The sequence below is a fragment of the Bradyrhizobium tropiciagri genome, from assembly GCF_018130545.1.
Taxonomy (GTDB): domain Bacteria; phylum Pseudomonadota; class Alphaproteobacteria; order Rhizobiales; family Xanthobacteraceae; genus Bradyrhizobium; species Bradyrhizobium tropiciagri_A.
Genome location: NZ_JAFCKF010000004.1, coordinates 547,662 through 569,812, shown reverse-complemented (window position 1 = coordinate 569,812; position 22,151 = coordinate 547,662). Strand labels below are relative to the sequence as shown.

The following is a 22,151-nucleotide window of genomic DNA, read 5'->3' as shown; positions in this document are numbered from 1 at the left end:
CTCATGGGCGGTTCACCACCAACTCTGTGGCGTTCAGCGGCAGGCAACCGGGCGGACCCGCGAAACGTGATCCGCCCCTTGTCTGTATCGCCGTGAGATGGCCGATGACGCCAACGCGGCTCAGGTCGGCTTGCCGCGCCCGCTCTTCTCGGCCGCGCGACGCAGCGCGTCAGCGAGCGCGCCGCCGCCGGACTGCTCCTGCGGACGGCGCGGCGCGGACGATGTCATCCTGGCCGAGCCGCGCGAGAAATCGCGCGACGGTCCCGCATTGTCCTTCTTCGGCCCGACCTCGTCGTCAAGCCGCAAGGTCAACGCGATGCGCTTGCGCGCGACCTCGACGTCCAGAACCTTGACCTTGACGATGTCGCCCGGCTTCACCACTTCACGCGGGTCCTTGATGAAATTGCGCGACATCGCGGAGATGTGTACGAGCCCATCCTGATGCACGCCGATATCGACGAAGGCGCCGAACGCCGCAACGTTGGTCACGGTACCCTCGAGGATCATGCCCTGCTTGAGGTCCTTGACCTCCTCGACACCTTCCTTGAACACCGCCGCCTTGAACGCCGGACGCGGGTCGCGGCCGGGCTTTTCCAGCTCGCGCAGAATGTCGGTGACGGTCGGCAGACCGAAGGTGTCGTCGACGAAGGATTGCGGCCTCAGCCCGCGCACCACATCGGCGTTGCCGATCAGCGCCTTGATGTCGCTCTTGGTCGCTTCGAGGATGCGGCGCACCACCGGATAAGCTTCCGGATGCACGCCGGACGAATCCAGCGGGTCTTCGCCATTGCTGATGCGCAGGAAGCCGGCGCACTGCTCGAACGCCTTCGGCCCAAGCCGCGGCACGTCCTTCAGCGCCTTGCGCGACTTGAACGGGCCGTTGGCATCGCGGTGCTGCACGATGCTTTGCGCCAGTCCCGCGCCGATGCCAGACACCCGCGAGAGCAGCGGCACCGAAGCGGTGTTGGCATCGACGCCGACCGCGTTCACGCAATCTTCCACCACCGCATCGAGCGAGCGCGCCAGCTTGGCTTCGCCGAGATCGTGCTGGTACTGGCCGACACCGATCGCCTTCGGATCGATCTTGACCAGCTCGGCCAACGGATCCTGCAGGCGCCGCGCGATCGAGACCGCGCCGCGGATGGTGACGTCGAGGTCGGGCAATTCGTTCGAGGCAAAGGCGGAGGCCGAATAGACCGACGCGCCGGCTTCGGAGACCACGATCTTGGTCATCTTGCGCTCGGGCAGCCGCTTCACGAGCTCGGCGGCGAGCTTGTCGGTCTCGCGCGAGGCGGTGCCGTTGCCGATCGCGATCAGCTCGACGCCATGCTCGATCGCAAGCTTGCCGAGAATGGCGAGCGCCTCGTCCCAGCGCCGTTGCGGCTCGTGCGGGAAGATCGCAGTGTGTGCGACCACCTTGCCGGTCGCATCGATCACCGCGACCTTGACGCCGGTGCGATAGCCGGGATCGAGCCCCATGGTGGCGCGCGGGCCGGCCGGCGCCGCCAGCAGCAAATCGCGCAAATTGGAGGCGAACACCCGCACCGCCTCGGTCTCGGCCGCAGTCCACAGCCGCAGCCGCAAGTCGATATTGAGATGGATCTGGATCTTGGTGCGCCAGGCCCAGCGTACCGTCTCTGTCAGCCATTTGTCGCCCTTGCGGCCCTGGTTGGAGATCGCAAAGCGGTTCATGATCCTGAGCTCGTAGAGACCTGGCACGCCGACAGCCGGCGCCTCGGCCTCCGGCTTGATCGCGAGGTCGAGCATCTCCTCCTTCTCGCCGCGGAACAGCGCCAGGATGCGGTGCGACGGCAGCTTCGGCAGCGGCTCGGAGAAATCGAAATAGTCCTTGAACTTCTCGCCCTCGGTCTTCTTGCCGGTGCGCACGGTCGAGGCCATGATGCCGTTCGACCACATCTCCTCGCGCAGCGCGCCGATCAGGTCGGCATCCTCGGCGAAGCGCTCGACCAGGATGGCGCGCGCGCCGTCCAGCGCAGCGGCGACGTCGGCGACCTGTTTCTCGGCATTGACGAAGGGCGCGGCGGCCTCGTTCGGATCGTTTTGCGGCTGCGTCAGCAGCTGATCGGCGAGCGGTTCGAGGCCCGCTTCCTTGGCGATCTCGGCCTTGGTGCGGCGCTTCGGCTTGTACGGCAGATAGATGTCTTCGAGCCGGCCCTTGCTGTCGGCCGCCATGATCTGGGCTTCGAGCGCGGCATCAAGCTTGCCCTGCTCGCGGATCGAATTGAGCACCGCGGTGCGACGCTCCTCGAGCTCGCGCAGATAGGTCAGCCGCTCTTCCAGCGTGCGCAGCTGCGCATCATCGAGCGCGCCGGTCAGCTCCTTGCGGTAGCGCGCGATGAACGGCACCGTGGCGCCGCCGTCGAGCAGCGTCACCGCCGCCTCGACCTGCTCGTCGCGAACCCCAAGCTCCTGCGCAATCTGATGATGAATCTTTGCCACGCTTCTCTCTCTAACCCCGTTGCACCACCGGATCAGCGATGGTGCGGACGCCGCTTATGAACCATCCCGGATTGATTCATCAAGGCGCGCTGTGGATCAAATGAGGCGCGGGCGGCAATCTATTTCAGGGATGTCGGCCGCCCGCGGCTTGACAAATAGATGCGCGCCGCATTGCCGCCGAAAATCGCAGCCTTCGCGTCACTTGACAAATCAGCCAGCAAGGTCTCGGCCGCGGCGAACCATTGCGCATAGCCGCCGGCGAGATTGACGACGGGCCAGTCGCTGCCCCACAGCATCCGCTGCGGTCCGAAGCAGGCCAGTGCATGATCGACGGCCTCGCGCAAATCCCTGACCTGCCAGTTCGCCGCCGCCTCCGTTGCCAGTCCCGACAGCTTGCAGACGACGTTGGATCGGGTTGCCAGGTTTGCGATGTCGTCCTTCCAGCTCGCGATGTCGCCGGTGGCGAGATGCGGCTTGCCGAAATGATCGAGCACGAATTGCAGATCCGGATGCCGGTCGACCAGCTGGATGAGCCGCGGAAAATGGCGCGGCAGCACCAGCGCGTCGAACACCAGATCATGACGTACCATGGCCTCGAGCGGCGCCGCCAGCTCCGGCCGCAACAACCAGTCGTCATCGGCGATGTCCTGCACCATCGGACGCAGGCCGACCAGCAGCTCGCGCCCGGCGACGGCATCGACGCGCGCCGCGGCATCGGGCACATCGAAGTCGATCCAGCCGACCACGCCGCGCACCTGCTCGGCGCCCTTGGCGACGTCGAGCATGAATGCGGTCTCGGCTGCGGTCGGTGCGGCCTGCACCAGGATGGTGCCGTCGATCCCGGCGGCGGCAAGATGCGGTGCGAGATCGGCCAGGCCGAAGTCGCGGTAGATCGGCCCGCGCTCCGGCGTCAGCCAGCCATAGTCGGCGCGCGCCAAGGTCCAGATGTGCTGATGGGCGTCGATCCGCATCATGCCGGCACCGGCGCATGCTGGTCGAGCAGCCGCTCGGCTTTCAAATCGCTCCACAATGCCGCAGGCACCGGCGACGACAGGGCGGCGACGTTGCGCTCGACCTCCTGGGGGGTCTGCGCACCGAGCACGAGGCTCGCGACCGCCGGATGGCCGAGCGCGAAATGCAACGCGGCGGTCGGCAACGCCACGCCATGGGCGCGACAGACGCGCTCGAGCGCGGCGACCTTCTGCATCACGTCCGGCGGCGCATCCTTGTAATTGTACTTGGCGCCGGCCACCGCCCCGGTCGCCAGGATGCCGGAGTTGAACACGCCGCCGAGCATCATGCCGATGCCCTGCTTCTCTGCCAGCGGCAGGAATTCGGCCAGCGCCGGCTGCTCCAGCAGCGAGTAGCGGCCGGCGAGCAGCATGGTGTCGAACGTGCCTGCCTTGGCGAAGCGCACGCACATATCGGCCTCGTTGACGCCGATCCCGATGCCCTTGACCACGCGCTCGGTGCGGAGCTTGTCCAGCGCGACATAGGCGCCCTCCATGGCTTCGCGAAATCGCGCCTCGATGGCGTCGGCACCATGGGTCCAGACGTCGACGTCGTGGATCAGCAGCAGGTCGATACGATCGGTGCCGAGCCGCAGCAATGACTGCTCGACCGAGCGCATCGTGCCGTCATAGGAATAATCGACCACCGCGCGATGCGGCGCGCCGCCGACGAAATTCGAGCCATCGCCACGGCCGCGGAACGGGTCCATCCAGCGCCCAACCTTGGTGCAGACGACAATATCGTCGCGCGCGACGCGGCGCAGCGCGGTGCCGCTGCGATGCTCGGCGAGGCCGTGGCCATAGAGCGGCGAGGAATCCAGCAGATTGACCCCGAGCGCAAACGCCCGTTCCGCCGCCGCGATCGCCGCATTGTCGTCGAGCCGCGCGAACAGGTCGCCAAGCGGCGCGGTGCCGAAGCCGAGAATGGAGACATCGAGCCCGGTGCGGCCGAGCTTGCGGCGCGGTAGAATTGGGGAACCTGGATCGGAGAATTGCTGTTGGGTCATTGCGGTCTCGCACCCGTACGTTTCTTGTTAGCCCCGCTCACGAGACTAGCGTCGTTGACCGGGATCGTGAAGAGACTTGGTCGCCAACGGCGCGGTCAGACTCCTCATCGCACACACGCCACGTCGCCGAAGCGCGATGGACAACTTCACGTTGCCTATCGACCGGAAATGAGCTATGGGAGCGCTCCGCAACTTCAATGCAGGAGGCGACGAATGTTCAGGTCTGTGCGCTTCCCGGGTTCGCCGCGCGACATTTGACGCGCGTCCCGGGATTGGATCCCGGGTGAAATCCTGACACCCACACGTAATTGAACCGACCTCGGATCTCCGGCTCCGCGCTCGCGGAACTATTGTCATGACATCGACGCTTCTGGTGGCCTCTCGTCGGGAGGCCACACGCTCCGCGCTGCTCGAACGGCAGCTGCGGAGATATCATCCGCATGTTCAGGGAAAGGTTCGCGCGCTGGCCATGCGGCACACGCGTCTTGCGGACCTGGCCGCAAGCTTTCCTGGGCTTCTCGTTGCACTGGCCGTCCCGCAAGCGGGGCTCGAGCCTGCGCGCGCACGCGCATGCGTCATCCATGGCCAGTCCCTCGCTGAGGCGGCCGCTGCGGCGGGCGTACCGCTGTGGCTGCGCAAATTGCCGCCGGAAGCGTTCACGCGCCCGATCACGGGGCTACCCGATGACGAACTGTTTCGCCGACAGATCGCGAACCATCTGCCGCAATTGCCGAGGCTCGCGCCGATCTGGCTCAAATCCGTCGCTACCGTTGCTGAACTCGCACATGGGCCGGCGGCCGTCTGGATCGCGCGCGAGCTGGTCCGAGCGCCGCCACGGACCGATCCTGAGCGATTGCGGCTCCTCAGCCTGTGGGCGTGGTTCTCCACCCGACCGACCACGCTGGGGCATACGCTGATCGACCGGAGATGGACGCCGGGCATGAGGATGGAGGCGGCGCTCGTGGCCGCCGACGCGTGGCATACGATGATCGCCCTGCATGTCAGCCTCGGCTTGCAGGAGATCGCGGACATGTGGCTGCAGCCGGGCCGCGTTGACGGCTACGACTTCGTCCCGCTGAACTCGACCACGGATATCTCCGAGGAGGCGGAGGCCATGCAGAATTGCCTGCGCACCTACGGCCCCAACCTCGCACACAATCGCTCGCGGCTCTGGAGCGTCAAGCGATCCGGGCAACGCATCGCCACCCTCAGGGTAGCGGTCCGGTTTGACGACCCATTGCCCGGCATCGCCGAGCTCAGAGGTATCCGAAACACCCCCGTGCGACGCGAGGTTTGGTGGGCCGCGCGCCAATGGCTGCATGCGCACGACCTGTTGCGGATCGACATGGAGCCGCGCAAATGGGGCGACGCAGCCCTTGACCGCCCGACCTGGCGCGCGATCTGGCGGCCATATTGGCTCGCCAAGCGGCGGATTCCGCGGTGGCTGCCGCTCGCTCCGTCGCGCAGGGCACTCAATGCCCTGTGATGCCGCTAGGCGTCGGAAAGAGTTTGCTCGGCAACATTGTCGACCACTACCGGGCTCTCGAAATAGGTGACCGTCGGATCGGCGCCGTACTTATCGCGGGCGCGGGCGCGCCACGCATCGGTGTACAGCGCCTCCGCTCCCTCCCTCGAGCTCCAGAAATAAATCCCGCCGGCGGTCATGCCGTCCTCGGACAGCACATAGGTCTTGCGAAACAGTCCCGGCACGCCGCGATAGAGCGGCGCGGTGCTCCGGAAGATGCTGCGCGCTTCCTCGCGCGTGAGCGGCTTGGGCAATCTGAACGTGGTGACGGCGGTGATCATTCGAACCTCCTGAAAAGCTCCATTCTTGACATGATTGTCAATCTTGACGATAATGTCAAGAATGATGGGTGGAGCGAGCAGACATGGTCGGCGTACGTCAGTTTGACGAGGACGAGGTGGTCGCAACCGCGCTGGACGTGTTCTGGCGCAAGGGCCTGCACGACGCGACCATGCAGGATCTTGCGGCGGCCACCGGCGTGCAGCGCGGCAGCCTCTACAACGCCTATGGCGACAAGGAAGCGATCTTCCTGCGCGCCTTCGATCGCTATGCCGAGCAATTCCTGGAAGCGGCCGGCAACGCACTGGCGCAGGACGACGCGGCGACCGGGCTCAGGACCTTCTTCGACATGATCATCGTCAACATGACCGATGGTTCGCCGCCGCGCGGCTGCCTGACCACGCGCACCGCGCTCGATGCGGCGATCTCAAGCGCGGATGTGCGTCAGCGCGTGCAGGGCGTGCTCACACAGCTCGAACAGTTGATCAGCAAGGCCATCGGCACGGCGCCGGACAAGCGAAGCGCGGCCGATGCGACCCGGCTGGCGCGCGTCATCGTGACGTTCACGCGCGGACTGGCCGTGATGGAGCGCGCCGGCTACAGTCGCAAGCAGTTGCGGGATCTGGCCGCGACGTTCATCGAGGCGGTGGCCGGCCCTCGCTGAGCTTCAACCCGGCGGCTTGCGCGACCAAGCGCCGACAAAGGTCGGCAGCGCAAACACGCCATTCACGGCAACCACCTCGGTGCGCAGGCGGTCGGCAAAACTGTCCAGCGCCAGCTCGGCTTCGGTGGCGACGCCGAGCTCGACGATGTGCGGCATGTTGCTGCGCAGGCCGCTCGCCATGTAGTCGTAGCCATCGAAATCCGTCCCGCCTCCGGCCGGCGCGAACAGGCTCATGCGGGGCGCGGGAAGTCCGGCCGCCACCAAGGCGCCGTGCAACGACAATCCCATCCGGTCGTTCAGCCCCGCCCGGGTGAACATCTCTTTCACAGTGCCCCAGGCCTGCGACAGCAGCGGCGACGGCGGATTGGCAATCGGCCCCTCGCCCCAGTCGAGGTCCTGAAACGCCACGACGCCGCCAGGCTTGACGTGCCCGAGCAGCTGCCGAAGCAGCGCCGCGGGATCCCTGACATAGATCAGCACCAGCCGGCCGACGACCGCGTCGAAATCGTGCTCCAGTTCGATCGCGGCGATGTCGCCGACCCGGAACGAGACCTGGCTCAGGCCGAGTGCGCGCGCCGTGCTCGCGGCCTCCGCGACGATGGCGGGATTACTGTCAACGCCGACGACCGCCCCGCCCTTCCCGACCAGGCCTGCGGCAATGAAGGAGACGTTGCCGGCTCCGCTTCCGACATCGAGCACCTTCATGCCGTGCGTGATCCCGGCCTCTCTCAGGACCTGCCATGTCGACGCATCGTAGAGCTGCGACTGTCGCTTGAGCCGGTCGGTCTCCGCGGTCGAGCGTCCCATCACGTAGTTCGGATCGTAGCCCGACGTCTCTTGCATGGGTGTACCCGCCTTCGATTTATGATTGTCAGGTGCCGGATTGCGCCCCTGCTCGCCGCGACTACAGGCTCGACAAGAACGCTTGCAGATCCGCCGCGAAGCGCTGCTCGAACGCGATGGCGCGATGGGGTGAATGGCCGCAGCCGTCATAGCGAACGATGTCGGCACGCGGATTAGCTTGCGCGAGGCGCGCATCGTGGTCTTTGAGAAAGGCGGCCCCACATCCGGGATCGGCCTGAACAATCCTCACCGGGCACAGAAATTCCCGCTCGGTCGGAATCGCCGCAAGAACCGAGCCCGCAACGTTGCCGTCCGCCCAGCAGCGCCCGTCCTGCCGTTGCAGCGCCGAGGCGTGGCTTAGCAGATGACGGACACCGAAATGATCGCGGCCGATCCCACCCATCGGAGTCGGCGAGTCGGCAAGGAACGCAAGATAGGTGCCCAGCGGCGCGCCCGCCTGCTGCCACGCGGCCTGACGCGCGCTGACGATCGAAAACAGCTTTGGGAAAGCCGACTTCTCCCACTCGCCGGGTTGCCCGAGATACCACGGTGGATCCTCGAGCAAGGCGGCGCGCACATTGCCATCGCCCCGCTGCGCCAGCACACCGGCAACGCAGCCGCCGAGCGAGTGCCCGACGATCACCGCCGGGCGCCCGATTGCGGCCAACGCAGCCTGCGCGTCCGACACATAGTCGGCGAGCGCGTAACTTGCGGCCCGGTCCGAGTGGCCATGTCCCCGGAAATCCAGAGTCCATATCCGATATCGGTCCCTGAGCCGGTTGCTGATCTCCTGCCATGTGTCCCGGCTCAACGACAAATCCGTGCAGGAACAGGATCGGTTCACCGTCCACCGGGCCGTCAACCGAAGCGGCAAGCCTGACACCGGCATTGTCGAGCGTGATATCGGTCACCAGAAATCTCCGTTGCGAAATTCGATCAGCATCAGCTCGGCGCGCCCGCGCTCCGCCGACCTCAGCGTGCGATCTGCCGGAACTTGTCGGACAGCTTGTCGAGATAGCCGACCCAGGTCGAATTGATCGGCTGGCTCTCGATCAGCGCGTGGAAGCGGATCATCATGCAGATCAAGAACAGCGGCTGGATGAAGGCCGCACGCACCGTGACCGCCAGCAGGGCCGCGATGAACACGGTGACCACGGCGCCATATTCCCTGACCGCCTCCGGCAGCCAGACCGTCACCACGCCTGCGGGGACCAGCAGCAGCAGGCAGAGCAGGACGCTCAGGATCCGCTCGACGATGACCATCCAGACCGACGTCGTCAGGATCGGCTTGGCGTTCTGGCAATAATAGACCAGGCCATCCCTGATGTTGCGCCTGGATCGTCGCCGCCGCGCGCCAGATCGTAGGACAGCACCACCTTGTCCAGATAGCGGGTCGCGGCCAACAGGATGGTGTTGAGCAGGCCGACGATCGCCTTCATGCCGGGCGCCGGCAGCCATTCGCCAAGCGAATCAAGCGCATTGTGGAACGCGCGGAGCACGGCGCGGATCAGCGCACCAAGTCCGAACAACACCGCGACCTCGCCGAAGCGGTCCATCACGATCCGGCGGCCATAGGCAAACTGCCCCTCGCTGCCGTTGCCGATACGGCCATGCGTGATCAGCTCGGTCAGCACGGCGACATGGCCGCAGGCGATCATGTGCAGCGTGTAGCGCAGGACGGCGCCCCAGATCCATCCGCCGAGCAGCAGGATGCCAAGCAGCCAGCAATAGCCGAACACGCTGGCAACGTGGGTGCCGAGCCACACCGCGCCGCCCACGGCGACGAAGGCCCAGATCGCGCACGCCGCGGCAAAGCCGAGCAACACTCCCCATCGCGCCAGCGCATAGGGCAGGGTCTCGAGCAACAGCTTCAGCGCAGTGCCGAGACCGTGATCGCGCACCAGCAGCGGATAAGAATGCGACGGCCCTTGAGGCGATCCTTGAGATTGCCCAGCGGCGCGCCATTCGCCAGAACGACCGCCGCCATTGCTCAGACTCATGTCAGACACGTGTTGCTCTCTTCCGTTGCCTTCGAACGATGTCCGGCGATGGCCGTCGTTGGATAAATCAATCGGTAGTGGTCTCGCCTGGCGTCACAGCGCCAACACCTCCGGGACTGGCAGAGGGTTGGTCCGTTGGCGCTGTGAGCCGGCATAGCCGCGACATCGATCAGGGAGGTGAGCCGATGTCGCGGCCAGCGATCATTGGCCGGCGGCCGGCAGCTCGGCGTAGTTGCCGTCCTTGTCGCGGCGGTACACGACGTAGTCGATCAGCGTGATGTCACCCTTCGGCGTGTAGCTGATGTTGCCGAGCACAGTGTCCCAGCTTCCGGCCTTGATGGCAGCGGCGACCTTCTTGGCATCCGTGGTCTGGGCGCGGGTGGCGGCCTGGCTCCAGATCTGGAACGCGGCATAGCTGTAGAGCGTATAGCCGTCCGGATCGATGCCCTTGTCCTTGAACTTCTTCAAGGTCGCGGCCGCGGTCACCTTCTTGCGCGGATCGGGCGAGAAGGTGAACAGCGAGCCCTCGGCAAGGGGACCTGCGATCGCGGCGAACTGCTTGTCGACCAGGGCGTCGCCGCCCATCAGCACGGCATTGACGCCCTGCTCGCGCATCTGGCGCAGGATCAGCGCGGCTTCGGCGTAGTAGCCGCCGACATAGACGAAATCGATGCTTTCCTTCTTGAAGCGGGACACCAGCGCGGCAAAATCCTTGTCGCCCTTGGTGTAGGCCTCATAGAGCTTCTCTTTCACGCCCGCCGCGTTGATGGCGTTCTTGGTCTCGTCGGCCAGGCCTTTGCCATAGGTCGTCTTGTCGTGGATGATCGCGACGTTCTTGGTCTTGTAGTTCTTGATGATATAGGCGGCTGCGACCATTCCCTGCTGGTCGTCCCGGCCGCAGACGCGGAACGTGTTCCACAGCCCGCGCTCGGTGAACAGCGGATTGGTCGAGCCGGGCGTGATCTCCAGCACGTTGCCTTCGGCATACGCGTCCGAGGCGGGGATCGACGTCGACGAGCAGAAGTGCCCGACGACGAACGGAATCTTCGCGCCCGCCATCTTCTCGGCAACCGACACCGCCTGCTTCGGATCGCAGGCGTCGTCACCGACTTCCAGCTTCAGCTTCTTGCCGAGCACGCCGCCCGCAGCGTTGATGTCGGCAATGGCGAGATCGGCGCCGTTCTTGAACTGCTGGCCGAAGCTCGCCTCGGAGCCGGTCATCGGCCCAACCACGGCAACACTGATATCCTGTGCCATGGCTGCGCTGGACAAGGCCAGGCTCGCGCCGAGCGCAAGACAATATCCTCGAAGTGCAAACTTCATCTCATTCTCCTCGATGGTCTCAAGTCGCCTCAATGCATCGCAATCGACTCAGGTCGCCGGCTGCGACGATCACCGGGGGCTGCCTTTTATGCGCGCGATGGCAAGCAGGCTCGGACTGGGGCGACGGGGGATTGGACATATGCGACATTGGGCAACAATGTGAAACACGTTGCCGTGCATTGACACCTGCAATCATTCTGTGTGCGCGACAGCACGTAGCTGGTGGTTGTCCGATCACGGCCGCACCGGCGGCTCGGGCTCGGCCGGCTTAACGCCGGCGCCGACCGGCGCCGCCGCCTCGACCGCACCCTTCAGCTCGATCTCGTAGTAGCCGCCGACCTTGATCGCGCCCCATTGCGTCGAGACCGCCAGATTGATTCTCTGGCGCGCCGGCAGATCGGCATCGGTGTGCCGGTGAGCGACCGCGCCCTGAGACAGAACTTCGATGTGGGACAGCCGAACGCCATCCGCATTCCAGAAGTCGAAGTTGAGATGCTGCGGCAGCGGACGGCCGAACACGCCCATCTCCTTGAAGGCGAGCTCGACATCGACGTGGCCCGGCCCCGCCATGAAGGTGTAATAGTAGCCGCGGACATCGTTGGTGAATCATATCGGCGGATATCCCGATCACACCTGTTGATTGGAGCGGCACTGATCGCGACGGCCGCTGCGGCACCCGCGCCCGAAAGCGCGATCCGCTGGGATGCGAAAAACGCCTACCTCAAATGCGACGGCGCGATCGACGGCAGCATCGCCTGGCCTGCCGAACCGGAGGCCGCGTGCGTCGCGATGTTGATGTGCGCGAACGAGCCTGTGCTGTCCGCCGAGCGTCAGCGGCGGCTGATCGAACAGATCCGGCGAGTACCTGGTTGCGGCGAGCCGTAGGCCACGCACCGCGCGACTGCGGTCGAGAGGAGCGACGTTCGGTCAGGAGCGCCGCGGCACCGCGCGGATATCCGATGGCGTCGCGCCGTAATGCCGGCGGAAGGTGCGGTTGAAGTAGGAGAGATCACCGAACCCGACTTCAAACGCAATCGTGCCGATGGTGCTGCGGCTGTGGCGCGGATCGGTCAGCAAGTGATGCGCGCGCGCCAGACGCTGGCCGAGCACGAATTCCGAGAATGTCGAGCCCGCGCTCTCGAACAGCCGCTGGATATGGCGCGGCGTCAGCTTCAGCCGCGCCGCCACCGCCGGCAGCGTAAGGTCGCCGTAGCTGAGATTGTCATTAATGTCGGCCTTGACCGCGGCAAGCCGCGCCGCCGCCACCCCGCCATCTTCCGCGGCGACCGCCGCATCGCGATTGGCGCCGATGATCAGCGCACCGAGATCGGTCAGATGCTTGACGACCGCGTCCCGCAGCTCAGGCGTCGACAGCTGGTAGCTGTCGTCGAGCTCCCTGATGTAGAGCGCAAGCAGCCGAATCGCTTCGGTGTTCGCCGGCAGCAGGCGGATCAGCATGTCTTCGGGATCGTGAACCAGCGAGGCGAGCGCCTTGCGCGGCAGCCTGAGGCCGACGAAGCGGCTCGGCGCCAGCGGGACCACCATGTCGCCGGCTTCCGCGCTCGACTGCAGCACGGCCTGACCCGGGCTAAGCTCGATGTCGCGGCCACGCTGCGACGCCCGCACGTTGCCGCTCGTAATGATCGTCAGCACGAGGTCGTCATTGCCGTCGAGCAGTTCTCGCGGTCGCGCGATCTTGAGATTGCTGCACGCCCAGGATCCGATACCGAGCCCCTGCAGCTCGCGCACACTCGCTTCGGCATGGAACGCGCCGTCGTCGAGCGGCTCCGGATCGAGCTTCACGATCATCCGCCCGATCTGCTCGCGGAAGATCGGCAGGCGGTCTCGCGCGCCGAAGTGCGCGGTCGAAAACCGGAAGCCTGTCATATCGCCTGACTGCATTGTCATCGGCTCGCCCTCATGGCGGCGGAAATCGCCGGTCATATAAGGCCGATTTGTGGCAGCACTCACCGGTCATGGTGGCCATGCAGCGCGGTTGTAAACGTGAACCTTTCCCGGGTTCCGCCGATAGCTCGATCTGACAAGTGTCAAGCGTCGCGCATAAGGATCTCAAATACGCGGTCTGATGCTGCGAGCGAAATTGCTTCGATCTTGATGTGGGTTTGTCGCGCCCGAATTCGCGATCGGGACTAAAATTGCTCTCGCTCCGATAGGCCCGAAGACGCCGTCCACACCGCGGCACGGATAATTATAATTGACTGACCGGACGGTCAATAGTATTTCAGGCGCAGGTCGTGCGACCTGCGGTCATCAGAAGCCGCAACGGGAGGTAATCATGGCCAACGATCTGGTGTTGACCGATATCCACGCCGGATATCGCATCCTGACGCTCAACCGGCCCGACCGCCTGAATTCGTTCAGCGCAGATCTGCACACCGCGTTGATGGCCGCGTTGGTCGCGGCGGAACAGGACAAGTCGTGTCGCGCGCTGGTCCTGACCGGAGCGGGACGCGGATTCTGCGCCGGGCAGGATCTCTCGGACGGCGTGTTCACGCCGGGCGAGACGCCTGACCTCTCCGCGCCGATCGAAAAATTCTACAACCCGCTGGTGCGCAAGCTGCGCAGCCTTCCGATGCCGGTCGTGTGCGCCGTCAACGGCGTCGCTGCGGGTGCCGGTGCGAACGTGGCGCTTGCCTGCGATATCGTAATCGCCGCACGGTCGGCCAAGTTCATTCAGGCCTTCGCGAAGCTCGGCCTCGTCCCTGACTCCGGCGGCACCTGGTTCTTGCCGCGGCTCGTCGGCGGAGCGCGGGCCCGCGCCTTGACCATGCTGGCCGAACCGGTCTCCGCGGAACGCGCGGAATCCTGGGGCATGATCTGGAAGGTCGTCGAGGATGCCGACCTGATGACCGAGGCCAACGCCCTCGCCGCCTCGCTTGCAACGCAGCCGACCGACGGTCTCGCCTTGATCAAGCAGGCGCTCGATGCCTCCGAGACCAGCACGCTGGACGCGCAACTCGAGCTCGAGCGCGACCTGCAAGGACGTGCGGGCCGGTCGGCCGACTACGCCGAAGGCGTGACTGCCTTTCTTGAAAAGCGCGCGCCGCTGTTCACCGGACGCGTCTAGATTGAACGTTCCGCCGGCGAGGCGAGACGCATCATTGATCACAAGTCAGAGGGTTCAAGTTCGATGACACAGCCTCAATCCAGCGGCACGGACACCGTCATGAAACTCGACAGCTTCGTCCGTGGAAAGTGGAGCGGTGCCGGCGAACCGGCGGCCGAGATCCACAGTGCCGTGACCGGCGACGTGGTGGCGCTCACGACCAGGAGCGATCTCGACATGCGCGAGATCCTCGCCTATGGCCGCACGGTCGGCGGCAAGAATCTCCGCAAACTGTCGTTCCACCAGCGCGCGGGCTTGCTGAAGGCGCTGGCCGACACCCTGAGCCAACACAAGGACCGGCTCTACAAACTATCGCTGCATGCGGGCGCGACCCGCACCGACGCGATGATCGACGTCGACGGCGGCATCGGCACGCTGTTCGCCTATGCCAGCAAGGGCCGCCGCGAGCTTCCGAACACCAAATTCCTGATCGACGGCAATGTCGAAGGGCTCTCCAAGGGCGGAGCGTTCGCCGGCCAGCATATCGTGACGCCGCTGCACGGCGTCGCCGTGCACATCAACGCATTCAACTTCCCGTGCTGGGGCATGCTGGAGAAGCTGGCGCCGGCGCTGCTCGCTGGCGTTCCCGTCGTCACCAAGCCCGCGACCGTCACCTCCTATGTCACCTACGAGCTGGTCCGGATGATCACCGAATCCGGCGTGCTGCCCGAAGGCGTGCTGCAATTCATCGTCGGATCGACCGGCGACCTGTTCGACCACCTCACCTGCCAGGACGTGGTGTCGTTCACGGGCTCGGCCGATACCTCGCAGAAGCTGCAGCGCCATCCGGTGATCGCGCGCGAAGCCGTCCGGTTCATCGCCGAGCGGGATTCACTCAATGCCGCGATCCTCGCGCCGGACGCGGTGCCGGGAAGCCCGGAGTTTGACCTCTTCATCAAGGAGGTCGCGAAGGAGATGACAGTCAAGGCCGGGCAGAAATGCACTGCGATCCGCCGCGCACTGGCGCCGGCGGCGCAGATCGACGCCGTGATCACGGCTTTGCGCGAGCGACTGGCAAAGGTCACGATCGGCAATCCCGCAAACGACAAGGTCAGGATGGGACCGCTGGTCGGTCTCGCCCAGCGCAGCGATGTGCTTGCCCATGTGGCCCGGCTTCGCACCGAGGCCGAACTCGTGGCCGGCGATCCCGACAACTTCGAGCTGGTCGATGCCAACGCGAAGAGCGGTGCCTTCGTGCCGCCGCTGCTGCTGCACTGCGCCAAGCCGGCCACCGCGACCGCAGTGCACGAGATCGAGGCGTTCGGGCCGGTTAGCACCGTGATGGGCTATGACGATCTGGACCAGGCCATCGCGCTGACCAACCGCGGCGGCGGCAGCCTGGTCGCGTCAGTCTACACCCGCGACATCCCGGCCGCGACCGAACTGGCGTTCGGCATCAGCAGTTTCCACGGCCGCGTCGCGATCATCGACCGCGACTGCGCGACCGAGCACACCGGACACGGCTCGCCGATGCCGCAGATGGTTCACGGCGGCCCAGGCCGCGCCGGCGGCGGCGAGGAACTCGGCGGCATCCGCAGCCTGCAGCACTACATGCAGCGCACCGCGTTGCAGGGCTCGCCGCGCATGCTGAGCGGCGTCACCGGCCGCTGGTTCAAGGGCAGCCCGGTGCTCGAAGGCGACCTCCACCCGTTCCGCTATCACTACGATGATCTCGAGATCGGCCGCACGCTGGTCTCGAAGGCGCGGCAGATCACGCTCGACGACATCGAGCATTTCGCGCATTTCACCGGCGACACGTTCTACGCCCACATGGACGAGGAAGCGACCAAGGGGCACCCGTTCTTCCCGGGCCGCGTCGCGCATGGCTATCTGCTGCTGTCGTTCGCCGCGGGCCTGTTCGTCGATCCCGACTACGGCCCGGTGCTCGCGAATTACGGCCTCGACACCCTGCGTTTCGTGAAACCGGTCCAACCGGGCGAGCAGATCCAGGTGCGGCTAACCGCGAAAGAGAAGACGCCACGCAACAAGCAGTATGGCGAAGTGCGCTGGGACGTCGAGATCACGACCGGCACCGGCGAGACCGCGGCGACCTATGAACTGCTGACGATGAACGCGATGCGCGCTTAGAGCATGATCCGGAAAAGTGCGAAGCGGTTTTCCGAAAGATCATGCTTAGAAAATTGAGCTAAAGCGCGATGTCATCGCGCTTTAGGGGCTTGCTTCAGAGCAACGCAGCCTGACGGCTTCGGCCGGCGGGCTTCGCCTTGCCGCGCGGCCGGGTCGCGGCCGCTTCCTCCGCACCAGCCAGCACCAGCTGCGCGACGAAGTCGGCATATTCGGCGCGGGTCATCGGCCCGCCCTCGCGGAACCACATATAATGCCAGTTCAGCATGCCGAAGACGCTCATCGTCAGCGGCATGAGAACGCGCTTCTGCTTCGCAGCCGGCACCGCCGCGGCGAGCGCATCCGACATGATCCCGACCAGGATCCGCTCGCTCGCAAGCAGCGGCTGCTGCTTCTCCGTCGGCAGCAGCCTGAGGCTTGCGATCTGCACCTGATGCTCGGCGTCGGCATGTCGGTAGAGCTCGAGCAGGGTCGCAACGATCGTCCTGAAGCGCTCTGTCGGATCGCCGGCGGACGCGCTCGCCTTGCGGACCGCCGCCACCAGCTTCTCGAGATGCGACGACAGGAGATCGAACAGGATCGCCTCCTTGTCGGGATAATAGTGGTACAGCAGCGCCTTCGAGACCCCGCAGGCATCGGCGATTGTGTTCATCGAAGTACCGACATATCCCGAGGCGGCAAACAGCTCGGCTGAGCGGTGCAGCATCGAGAGGCGCTTGTCGTCGTAGTCCTTGGCGCGCGATCGGGCCATGTCGTTCCGTTTCCACCAGCCGGCCGTGAAAGTTCTGGAACCACGGTCCAGCTTGCACCGAACCGCATCCGAACCATCATTTATTGACCATCCGGTCGGAGAATTCCATGGCTGAGTTGGAATGGCGCCTCTGTCTCGCGGTCCCAAATTCTTGTTTGACGCGTTTTCTTTGCGCGAACCGGTATCCACTTCGCTTGAAAACGCTCCAGGACGAGCGAAGGCCCCCAATGCAGACGCATTGAGGGCCTGGCCGCGTCCCCCGCCCCACACGCCTCTAGCTGCTGAAGCCCGCCGGAATGAACGCCGGCAGCTTCTCCTCGATGAAGCGCTTGACCTCCGGCGAGTTGAAGACCTGGATGAAGGCCTTGAGGCGCGGATCATCCTTCTTGTCCGGCCGCGCGGTGAAGCGCAGCACGAGGCCGTCATCGACCGTGCGGTCGATCAACAGCGCCGACTTCGGATCGCCGCCGGCCGGGATCAGATAGGTGATGTTGACCAGCGCCAGCGTGACGTCGTCGAGCGACCGGTAGGTCTGCGCCGGATCGAGCTCGACGACCTTCAGGTTCTTGGGATTTTCGATGATGTCGAACCGGCTCACCGAAAAGCCCTTGCCCGGCGCCAGCTTAATCAGCCCGGCGCGCTCAAGCAGGATCAGGCCCCGCGCACCGTTGAGCGGCTCGTTCGGGATCGCGACGCTGTCGCCCGACTTGATCTCGTCGAGCGACTTGATCTTCTTCGAGAACAGCCCGACCGGCGCGATCACGCCGACCTTGTCGACCTGGATCAAATTGAAGCCGCGCTGCTTGTTCTGGATCGCGAGATAGGTGCCATGCTGGAACAGGTTGGCGTCGACATCGCCGCTGTTCACCACCTCGTTCAGCGCGACCCAGTCCGACAGCTCGACGATCTTGACGTCCTGGCCCTTGTCCTTGGCGAGCTTGGCGGCAAACGCCGCCAGCTGACCGACTGGCCCCGCGCTGGTCGCGATCTTGAGAGGTTCGTCGGCAACAGCGGCCGCAGTCATGGCAAGCAGCACGCCGGTCGCCTGCGCCAGGCGCAACAATGTCTTCATGGTCTCGGTTTCAACTCCGTTGTCAGGGATCGATCAGGCCGCCTTGCGGCTGCTGCCGCCGGCCTCGGCCTGCGCCAACGCCTGGGTGAGGTCGGCGAGGATGTCGTCGGGATGCTCGATGCCGACCGAAAGCCTGATGTAGCCGGGCGTCACGCCAGCCGCGAGCTGCTCCGCGGCGCTGAGCTGCTGATGGGTGGTCGACGCCGGATGAATCGCCAGCGACCGCGCATCGCCGATATTGGCGACGTGATAGAACAGTTTCAGCGCATCGATGAAGCGACGGCCGGCCTCGACGCCGCCCTTCAGCTCGAAGCCGACCAGCGCCCCATAGCCACCATTGAGATAGAGATCGGCGCGGCGCCGGTTCTCCCCGCTTTGCAGCCCGGGGAAGATCACATGCGAGATCGAGGGATGCCGTGCCAGGAAGTTCGCGACCTTGATCGCGTTCTCATTGTGCTGGCGCAGCCGCAGCGGCAGCGTCTCCAGCCCCTGGATGAACTGGAATGCGTTCTGGGGCGCGATCGCGGCACCGAGATCGCGCAGCAGCTTTACGCGCGCGCGGAGAATATAGGCGATCGGTCCAAGCGGCTTGGCCGCGTCGGTCCAGATCGCGCCGTGATAGGCATCGTCCGGCTGCGTCAGCAGCGGGAAGCGCTCGGCGTGGGCCGCCCAGTCGAAATTGCCGCCGTCGATGATCGCACCGCCGATCGAGGTGCCGTGGCCGCCGATATATTTCGTGGTGGAATAGACCACGATCGCCGCCCCGTGATCGAACGGGCGCGCGATCAGCGGCACGGCCGTGTTGTCGAGAATGAGCGGCACGCCGAGCGAACGCCCGATATCCGCAACCTCCCGGATCGGGAACACGTTGAGCTTGGGGTTTGGCAAGGTTTCGGCAAAGTAGGCGCGGGTCTTGGCATCGGTGGCGCGGCGGAAATTCTCCGGATCGGCCGGATCGACGAAACGTACCTCGATGCCGAACTGCTTCAGTGTCTGCGACAGCAGCGTCCAAGTTCCGCCATAGAGATCGGTCGACGAGACGATGTTGTCGCCAGCTTGGGCGATGTTGAAGATCGCATAAGCCGTCGCCGACTGGCCCGACGCCACGGCCAGCGCAGCCACGCCACCCTCCAGCGCAGCCAGCCGCTCCTCGAACGCGTCAGCCGTCGGGTTCTTGATCCTGGTGTAGATCTGGCCAAGCGCCTCCAGCGCGAATAGCCGTGATGCGTGGTCGGTGCTCTCGAACTGATAGGATGTCGTCTGATAGATCGGAACCGCCACGGCGCCCGTCGCCGGGTCCGACCGATATGAACCGCCATGCAAGGCGAGCGTTTCGACATTCTTGGTTTCGATCGGCATTTCCAAATCTCCCGAAATCCGTGGACCCAGCATCAAAGGCAACGAATGATGCGCAGTGACACCGCGGCTGTCGAGACGTCGGAGAAAATAGCGATGCGCGTGCTGGCGGCACGTCCGATGGCGTCGCGAATTTTTCGACCCGCGCCCCGCTCGCGTTGCATTTGTTTCGCAACGCCTGCGCGCCCGACGGATCAGCGACACGCTCATCCTCCGTCCGATCGCGTTCGCAAATCAGCGCGCGATGCCGGACATGCCGGTCATTCCGAACGATGCGGCGACGTCGAACGAACCAATCCCTGCTGCGCCGGACGAGAGACGGAGCACGATTTTGATCCCGCTTCGCCGAATAGAAAATAAAGCCGCGCCGGTGACGTGATAAATCACCTCTCTGTCCTCAATTGCCGGAAATTGCGCGATGACCAGACCGAAAGAGCTTCGCTTCAACGCGTTCAACATGATGGCGCCGAGCCACAACTGGGCCGGCCTGTGGTCGCATCCGCGCGACACCTCGCTGGACTACAACACGCTCGATTATTGGGTGGACTACGCACGAACGGCCGAACGCGGCCTGCTCGACGGCATCTTCCTGGCCGACGTGTTCGGCATCTATGACGTCTATGGCGACAGCCCCGAGACCGCGCTACGCCATGCCGTTCAGCTGCCGAACGCCGAGCCGACCCTGCTCGTCTCCGCCATGGCACACGCGACAAAGCATCTCGGCTTCGGCATCACGTCCAACCTCACCTACGAGCATCCCTACCAGCTCGCCCGCCGCTTCTCGACGCTCGATCATCTCTCGCGTGGCCGGATCGGCTGGAACATCGTGACCGGCTATCTCGACAGCGGTGCCCGCGGCATGGGCCTTGCGGCCAATCGCGCGCATGACGAACGCTATGAGGCGGCCGAAGAATTTCTCACGGCGAGCTACAAGCTGTGGGAGGGCAGCTGGGAGGACGGCGCCGTCCGCCGCGACCGCGCGGCGCGGATCTTCACCGATCCGGCCAAGATCCATCCTGTGCGGCATCAGGGGCGTCACTATCAGATCGACGGCATCCATCTCGCCGAACCGTCGCCTCAGCGCACGCCGCTGCTCTATCAGGCAGGAACCTCAAAGCGCGGGCGCGCCTTTGCGGCCAGGCACGCGGAGGCGATCTTCCTCAACGGCCAAACCAAGCCGATCCTCGCCCGCGCCGTGCGCGAGATCAGGGAGGCGGCCCGGGACTTCGGACGCGATCCCTATGACATCCGCATGTTCGCCGGCGCGACCGTGGTCGTCGCACCGACGCGCGCCGAGGCCAACGATCTGCTCGCGGACTACGCAGAGCATGTCGACCAGGCCGGGCAGCTCGCCTTGCTCTCGGGTTGGACCGGCATCGATTTCTCGAAATATCGGCCCGACCAGGCGGTGCAATATGTCGAGAGCAACGCGATCCAGTCGATGGTCGAGAATTTCACGGTGCGCAGCGACCGGCCGATCAAGGTCGGCGATCTCGCGACGCTAAGCCGGGTCGGCGCGCGGTCGCCGTTCGTGGTCGGCTCGCCGCAGGACGTGGCGGACGAGTTGATCGCCTGGGTCGATGAAACCGATGTCGACGGCTTCAACCTGTTCCGCCTGGTCGCGCCGGAATCGCTGACGACGTTCGTCGACCTGGTTGTGCCGGAACTGCAATCACGCGGGGTCTACAAGACGGCCTATCGCGACGGCACGCTGCGCGAGAAGCTGTTTCCCGGACGCGGACCCTATCTCGATGCCACCCATCCCGGCGCCGGCTTCCGCCGCGTCCCTTCGGCAACGCGCGCAGACGCCGCCGAATAGAATAGCTTGCAACCGTTTCGGTGATGGGCGCGTAACGCCCGTCACCAGGTTGCGATATAGGTGCCGTTGAAGCGCTTCTCGAGGAATGCCCTCACCTCGTCGGAGTGATAGGCATCGGTCAGTTGCTTGACCCAGGGCTTGTCCTTGTCCTCCTCACGCACGGCTAGGATGTTGACCCAGGGACCGTCAGCTGCCTCACGGGCAATCGCATCGGTCGCGGGATTGAGCCCGGCCTGAACCGCATAATTGTTGTTGATCGAGACCAGGTCGACGTCCTGCAACGCGCGCGGCAGCTGGGCAGCATCCAATTCGACGAAGCGCAGCCGCTTCGGATTGTCGGTGATATCGGCGATGGTCGAGGCGACGTTGTTCGGGTCCTTCAGCTTGATCACGCCGTGCAGCGCCAGGATCATCAACCCGCGCGCGCCGTTGGACGGATCGTTGGCGATCGCCACCCGTGCGCCGTCAGGCAGATCGGCCAGCTTCCGGTACTTCAGGGAGTAGACGCCCTGCGGCGAGGCGATCGTGTTGGCGACCTTGACGATCTTCCAGCCGGTCTTGGAGAGCTGGTTCTTCAGGTAAGGCTCGTGCTGGAACGAATTGGCCTCGAGATCTCCGAGCGCCAGCGCCTGGTTCGGGACCACATAGTCGGTGAATTCGACCACCTTGATGTCGAGCCCGCGGCCGGCGGCCACCTTCTTCACGACATCAAGGATCTCGGCGTGGGGCCCAGCCGTGACGCCGACCCGGATGGTGTCGGCCCTTGCCGCGCCGGTCAAAAGCGCCGCGACGGCAAGCGCGATCGTCAGGATACGCATCAATCTGTCCTC

22 protein-coding genes are annotated in these 22,151 nt (G+C 65.1%); 6 read left to right on the top strand and 16 right to left on the bottom strand.

All coding sequences use genetic code 11. From position 1 onward, the window contains the following. Positions 1-120 precede the first annotated feature (120 nt). The 3 genes from JQ616_RS20375 to JQ616_RS20365 form a co-directional block, all read right to left on the bottom strand. Positions 121-2,460 (bottom strand): Tex family protein, encoded by a 2,340-nt coding sequence (locus JQ616_RS20375; protein WP_212017310.1) that lies wholly within the window; start codon positions 2,458-2,460, stop codon positions 121-123. A gap of 119 nt (positions 2,461-2,579) precedes the next feature. Then, entirely contained in the window at positions 2,580-3,434 is an 855-nt protein-coding gene (locus JQ616_RS20370; RefSeq protein WP_212017307.1) for an amidohydrolase family protein, read from the bottom strand. Next, positions 3,431-4,477 carry an aldo/keto reductase gene (locus tag JQ616_RS20365; protein WP_212017305.1) on the bottom strand — a complete coding sequence of 349 codons (1,047 nt, stop codon included), beginning with the start codon at positions 4,475-4,477 and terminating at the stop codon, positions 3,431-3,433. The genes JQ616_RS20370 and JQ616_RS20365 overlap by 4 nt, the downstream gene beginning before the upstream one ends. A gap of 355 nt (positions 4,478-4,832) precedes the next feature. Between JQ616_RS20365 and JQ616_RS20360 the strand changes: the two genes are divergently transcribed. Beyond that, positions 4,833-5,963: a hypothetical protein gene (locus JQ616_RS20360; protein ID WP_212017303.1), complete on the top strand. Its 1,131-nt coding sequence runs from the start codon at positions 4,833-4,835 to the stop codon at positions 5,961-5,963. A 5-nt stretch (positions 5,964-5,968) separates the two neighbouring features. Here JQ616_RS20360 and JQ616_RS20355 read toward each other — a convergent pair whose 3' ends face one another. After that, the gene (locus tag JQ616_RS20355; RefSeq protein ID WP_212017301.1) at positions 5,969-6,283 is read right to left on the bottom strand and encodes a monooxygenase; all 315 of its coding nucleotides are present in this window, start codon (positions 6,281-6,283) and stop codon (positions 5,969-5,971) included. An 83-nt stretch (positions 6,284-6,366) separates the two neighbouring features. Between JQ616_RS20355 and JQ616_RS20350 the strand changes: the two genes are divergently transcribed. Continuing rightward, the gene (locus JQ616_RS20350) at positions 6,367-6,945 is read left to right on the top strand and encodes a TetR/AcrR family transcriptional regulator (RefSeq protein WP_212017299.1); all 579 of its coding nucleotides are present in this window, start codon (positions 6,367-6,369) and stop codon (positions 6,943-6,945) included. Between the two features lie 3 nt (positions 6,946-6,948). Here JQ616_RS20350 and JQ616_RS20345 read toward each other — a convergent pair whose 3' ends face one another. From JQ616_RS20345 to JQ616_RS20320, 6 genes are all read right to left on the bottom strand, one after another. Beyond that, a complete protein-coding gene (locus JQ616_RS20345; RefSeq protein WP_212017297.1) occupies positions 6,949-7,788 on the bottom strand; it encodes a class I SAM-dependent methyltransferase in 840 nt (279 codons plus the stop codon). Positions 7,789-7,849: 61 nt separating this feature from the next. Next, positions 7,850-8,599 (bottom strand): alpha/beta fold hydrolase, encoded by a 750-nt coding sequence (locus tag JQ616_RS20340; RefSeq protein ID WP_212017295.1) that lies wholly within the window; start codon positions 8,597-8,599, stop codon positions 7,850-7,852. Positions 8,600-8,760: 161 nt separating this feature from the next. Beyond that, positions 8,761-9,051: a hypothetical protein gene (locus JQ616_RS20335; protein ID WP_212017294.1), complete on the bottom strand. Its 291-nt coding sequence runs from the start codon at positions 9,049-9,051 to the stop codon at positions 8,761-8,763. Between the two features lie 14 nt (positions 9,052-9,065). Continuing rightward, positions 9,066-9,797: a hypothetical protein gene (locus tag JQ616_RS20330; RefSeq protein ID WP_212017292.1), complete on the bottom strand. Its 732-nt coding sequence runs from the start codon at positions 9,795-9,797 to the stop codon at positions 9,066-9,068. A gap of 192 nt (positions 9,798-9,989) precedes the next feature. Next, the gene (locus tag JQ616_RS20325) at positions 9,990-11,111 is read right to left on the bottom strand and encodes a branched-chain amino acid ABC transporter substrate-binding protein (protein ID WP_212017290.1); all 1,122 of its coding nucleotides are present in this window, start codon (positions 11,109-11,111) and stop codon (positions 9,990-9,992) included. 234 nt (positions 11,112-11,345) lie between these two features. After that, on the bottom strand, positions 11,346-11,630 hold the full coding sequence (locus JQ616_RS20320; RefSeq protein ID WP_212017288.1) for a hypothetical protein: 285 nt from the start codon (positions 11,628-11,630) through the stop codon (positions 11,346-11,348). Here JQ616_RS20320 and JQ616_RS20315 point away from each other — a divergent pair. Continuing rightward, positions 11,604-11,996 carry a hypothetical protein gene (locus JQ616_RS20315; protein ID WP_212017286.1) on the top strand — a complete coding sequence of 131 codons (393 nt, stop codon included), beginning with the start codon at positions 11,604-11,606 and terminating at the stop codon, positions 11,994-11,996. The two genes, JQ616_RS20320 and JQ616_RS20315, sit on opposite strands and share 27 nt — an antisense overlap. Positions 11,997-12,038: 42 nt before the next feature. On the opposite strand, the gene JQ616_RS20310 is transcribed toward JQ616_RS20315, so the two are convergent. Further along, a complete protein-coding gene (locus JQ616_RS20310; RefSeq protein WP_212017285.1) occupies positions 12,039-13,019 on the bottom strand; it encodes an AraC family transcriptional regulator in 981 nt (326 codons plus the stop codon). 388 nt (positions 13,020-13,407) lie between these two features. Between JQ616_RS20310 and paaG the strand changes: the two genes are divergently transcribed. Continuing rightward, positions 13,408-14,199 carry a 2-(1,2-epoxy-1,2-dihydrophenyl)acetyl-CoA isomerase PaaG gene (gene paaG / locus JQ616_RS20305; RefSeq protein WP_212017283.1) on the top strand — a complete coding sequence of 264 codons (792 nt, stop codon included), beginning with the start codon at positions 13,408-13,410 and terminating at the stop codon, positions 14,197-14,199. 99 nt (positions 14,200-14,298) lie between these two features. Further along, positions 14,299-16,326, top strand: coding sequence for a phenylacetic acid degradation bifunctional protein PaaZ (paaZ, locus tag JQ616_RS20300; RefSeq protein WP_212017281.1), 2,028 nt, complete (start codon positions 14,299-14,301; stop codon positions 16,324-16,326). Positions 16,327-16,420: 94 nt separating this feature from the next. Here paaZ and JQ616_RS20295 read toward each other — a convergent pair whose 3' ends face one another. The 4 genes from JQ616_RS20295 to JQ616_RS20280 form a co-directional block, all read right to left on the bottom strand. Next, complete coding sequence (locus JQ616_RS20295) at positions 16,421-17,074, bottom strand: TetR/AcrR family transcriptional regulator (RefSeq protein ID WP_212017279.1); 654 nt, start codon at positions 17,072-17,074, stop codon at positions 16,421-16,423. A gap of 274 nt (positions 17,075-17,348) precedes the next feature. Further along, a complete protein-coding gene (locus JQ616_RS20290; protein ID WP_212017277.1) occupies positions 17,349-18,146 on the bottom strand; it encodes a MetQ/NlpA family ABC transporter substrate-binding protein in 798 nt (265 codons plus the stop codon). A 33-nt stretch (positions 18,147-18,179) separates the two neighbouring features. Further along, a complete protein-coding gene (locus JQ616_RS20285; protein WP_212017274.1) occupies positions 18,180-19,505 on the bottom strand; it encodes an O-acetylhomoserine aminocarboxypropyltransferase/cysteine synthase family protein in 1,326 nt (441 codons plus the stop codon). Positions 19,506-19,736: 231 nt separating this feature from the next. Beyond that, positions 19,737-19,889, bottom strand: coding sequence for a hypothetical protein (locus tag JQ616_RS20280; protein ID WP_212017272.1), 153 nt, complete (start codon positions 19,887-19,889; stop codon positions 19,737-19,739). 31 nt (positions 19,890-19,920) lie between these two features. Here JQ616_RS20280 and JQ616_RS20275 point away from each other — a divergent pair, with 31 nt between their 5' ends. Next, positions 19,921-21,321: an LLM class flavin-dependent oxidoreductase gene (locus tag JQ616_RS20275; RefSeq protein ID WP_212017270.1), complete on the top strand. Its 1,401-nt coding sequence runs from the start codon at positions 19,921-19,923 to the stop codon at positions 21,319-21,321. A 41-nt stretch (positions 21,322-21,362) separates the two neighbouring features. Here JQ616_RS20275 and JQ616_RS20270 read toward each other — a convergent pair whose 3' ends face one another. Further along, positions 21,363-22,139, bottom strand: a complete 777-nt coding sequence (locus JQ616_RS20270) for a MetQ/NlpA family ABC transporter substrate-binding protein (protein ID WP_212017268.1) — start codon at positions 22,137-22,139, stop codon at positions 21,363-21,365. Positions 22,140-22,151 lie beyond the last annotated feature (12 nt).

Excerpts from the sequence above, each read along its gene's own strand:
- JQ616_RS20370 (WP_212017307.1), bottom strand. The coding sequence starts at position 3,434 with ATGATGCGGATCGACGCCCATCAGCACATCTGGACCTTGGCGCGCGCC.
- JQ616_RS20365 (WP_212017305.1), bottom strand. The coding sequence starts at position 4,477 with ATGACCCAACAGCAATTCTCCGATCCAGGTTCCCCAATTCTACCGCGC.
- JQ616_RS20360 (WP_212017303.1), top strand. The coding sequence starts at position 4,833 with ATGACATCGACGCTTCTGGTGGCCTCTCGTCGGGAGGCCACACGCTCC.
- JQ616_RS20355 (WP_212017301.1), bottom strand. The coding sequence starts at position 6,283 with ATGATCACCGCCGTCACCACGTTCAGATTGCCCAAGCCGCTCACGCGC.
- JQ616_RS20350 (WP_212017299.1), top strand. The coding sequence starts at position 6,367 with ATGGTCGGCGTACGTCAGTTTGACGAGGACGAGGTGGTCGCAACCGCG.
- JQ616_RS20345 (WP_212017297.1), bottom strand. The coding sequence starts at position 7,788 with ATGCAAGAGACGTCGGGCTACGATCCGAACTACGTGATGGGACGCTCG.
- JQ616_RS20335 (WP_212017294.1), bottom strand. The coding sequence starts at position 9,051 with ATGGTCATCGTCGAGCGGATCCTGAGCGTCCTGCTCTGCCTGCTGCTG.
- JQ616_RS20325 (WP_212017290.1), bottom strand. The coding sequence starts at position 11,111 with ATGAAGTTTGCACTTCGAGGATATTGTCTTGCGCTCGGCGCGAGCCTG.
- JQ616_RS20315 (WP_212017286.1), top strand. The coding sequence starts at position 11,604 with ATGCTGCGGCAGCGGACGGCCGAACACGCCCATCTCCTTGAAGGCGAG.
- JQ616_RS20310 (WP_212017285.1), bottom strand. The coding sequence starts at position 13,019 with ATGACAATGCAGTCAGGCGATATGACAGGCTTCCGGTTTTCGACCGCG.
- paaG (WP_212017283.1), top strand. The coding sequence starts at position 13,408 with ATGGCCAACGATCTGGTGTTGACCGATATCCACGCCGGATATCGCATC.
- paaZ (WP_212017281.1), top strand. The coding sequence starts at position 14,299 with ATGAAACTCGACAGCTTCGTCCGTGGAAAGTGGAGCGGTGCCGGCGAA.
- JQ616_RS20295 (WP_212017279.1), bottom strand. The coding sequence starts at position 17,074 with ATGGCCCGATCGCGCGCCAAGGACTACGACGACAAGCGCCTCTCGATG.
- JQ616_RS20290 (WP_212017277.1), bottom strand. The coding sequence starts at position 18,146 with ATGAAGACATTGTTGCGCCTGGCGCAGGCGACCGGCGTGCTGCTTGCC.
- JQ616_RS20285 (WP_212017274.1), bottom strand. The coding sequence starts at position 19,505 with ATGCCGATCGAAACCAAGAATGTCGAAACGCTCGCCTTGCATGGCGGT.
- JQ616_RS20275 (WP_212017270.1), top strand. The coding sequence starts at position 19,921 with ATGACCAGACCGAAAGAGCTTCGCTTCAACGCGTTCAACATGATGGCG.
- JQ616_RS20270 (WP_212017268.1), bottom strand. The coding sequence starts at position 22,139 with ATGCGTATCCTGACGATCGCGCTTGCCGTCGCGGCGCTTTTGACCGGC.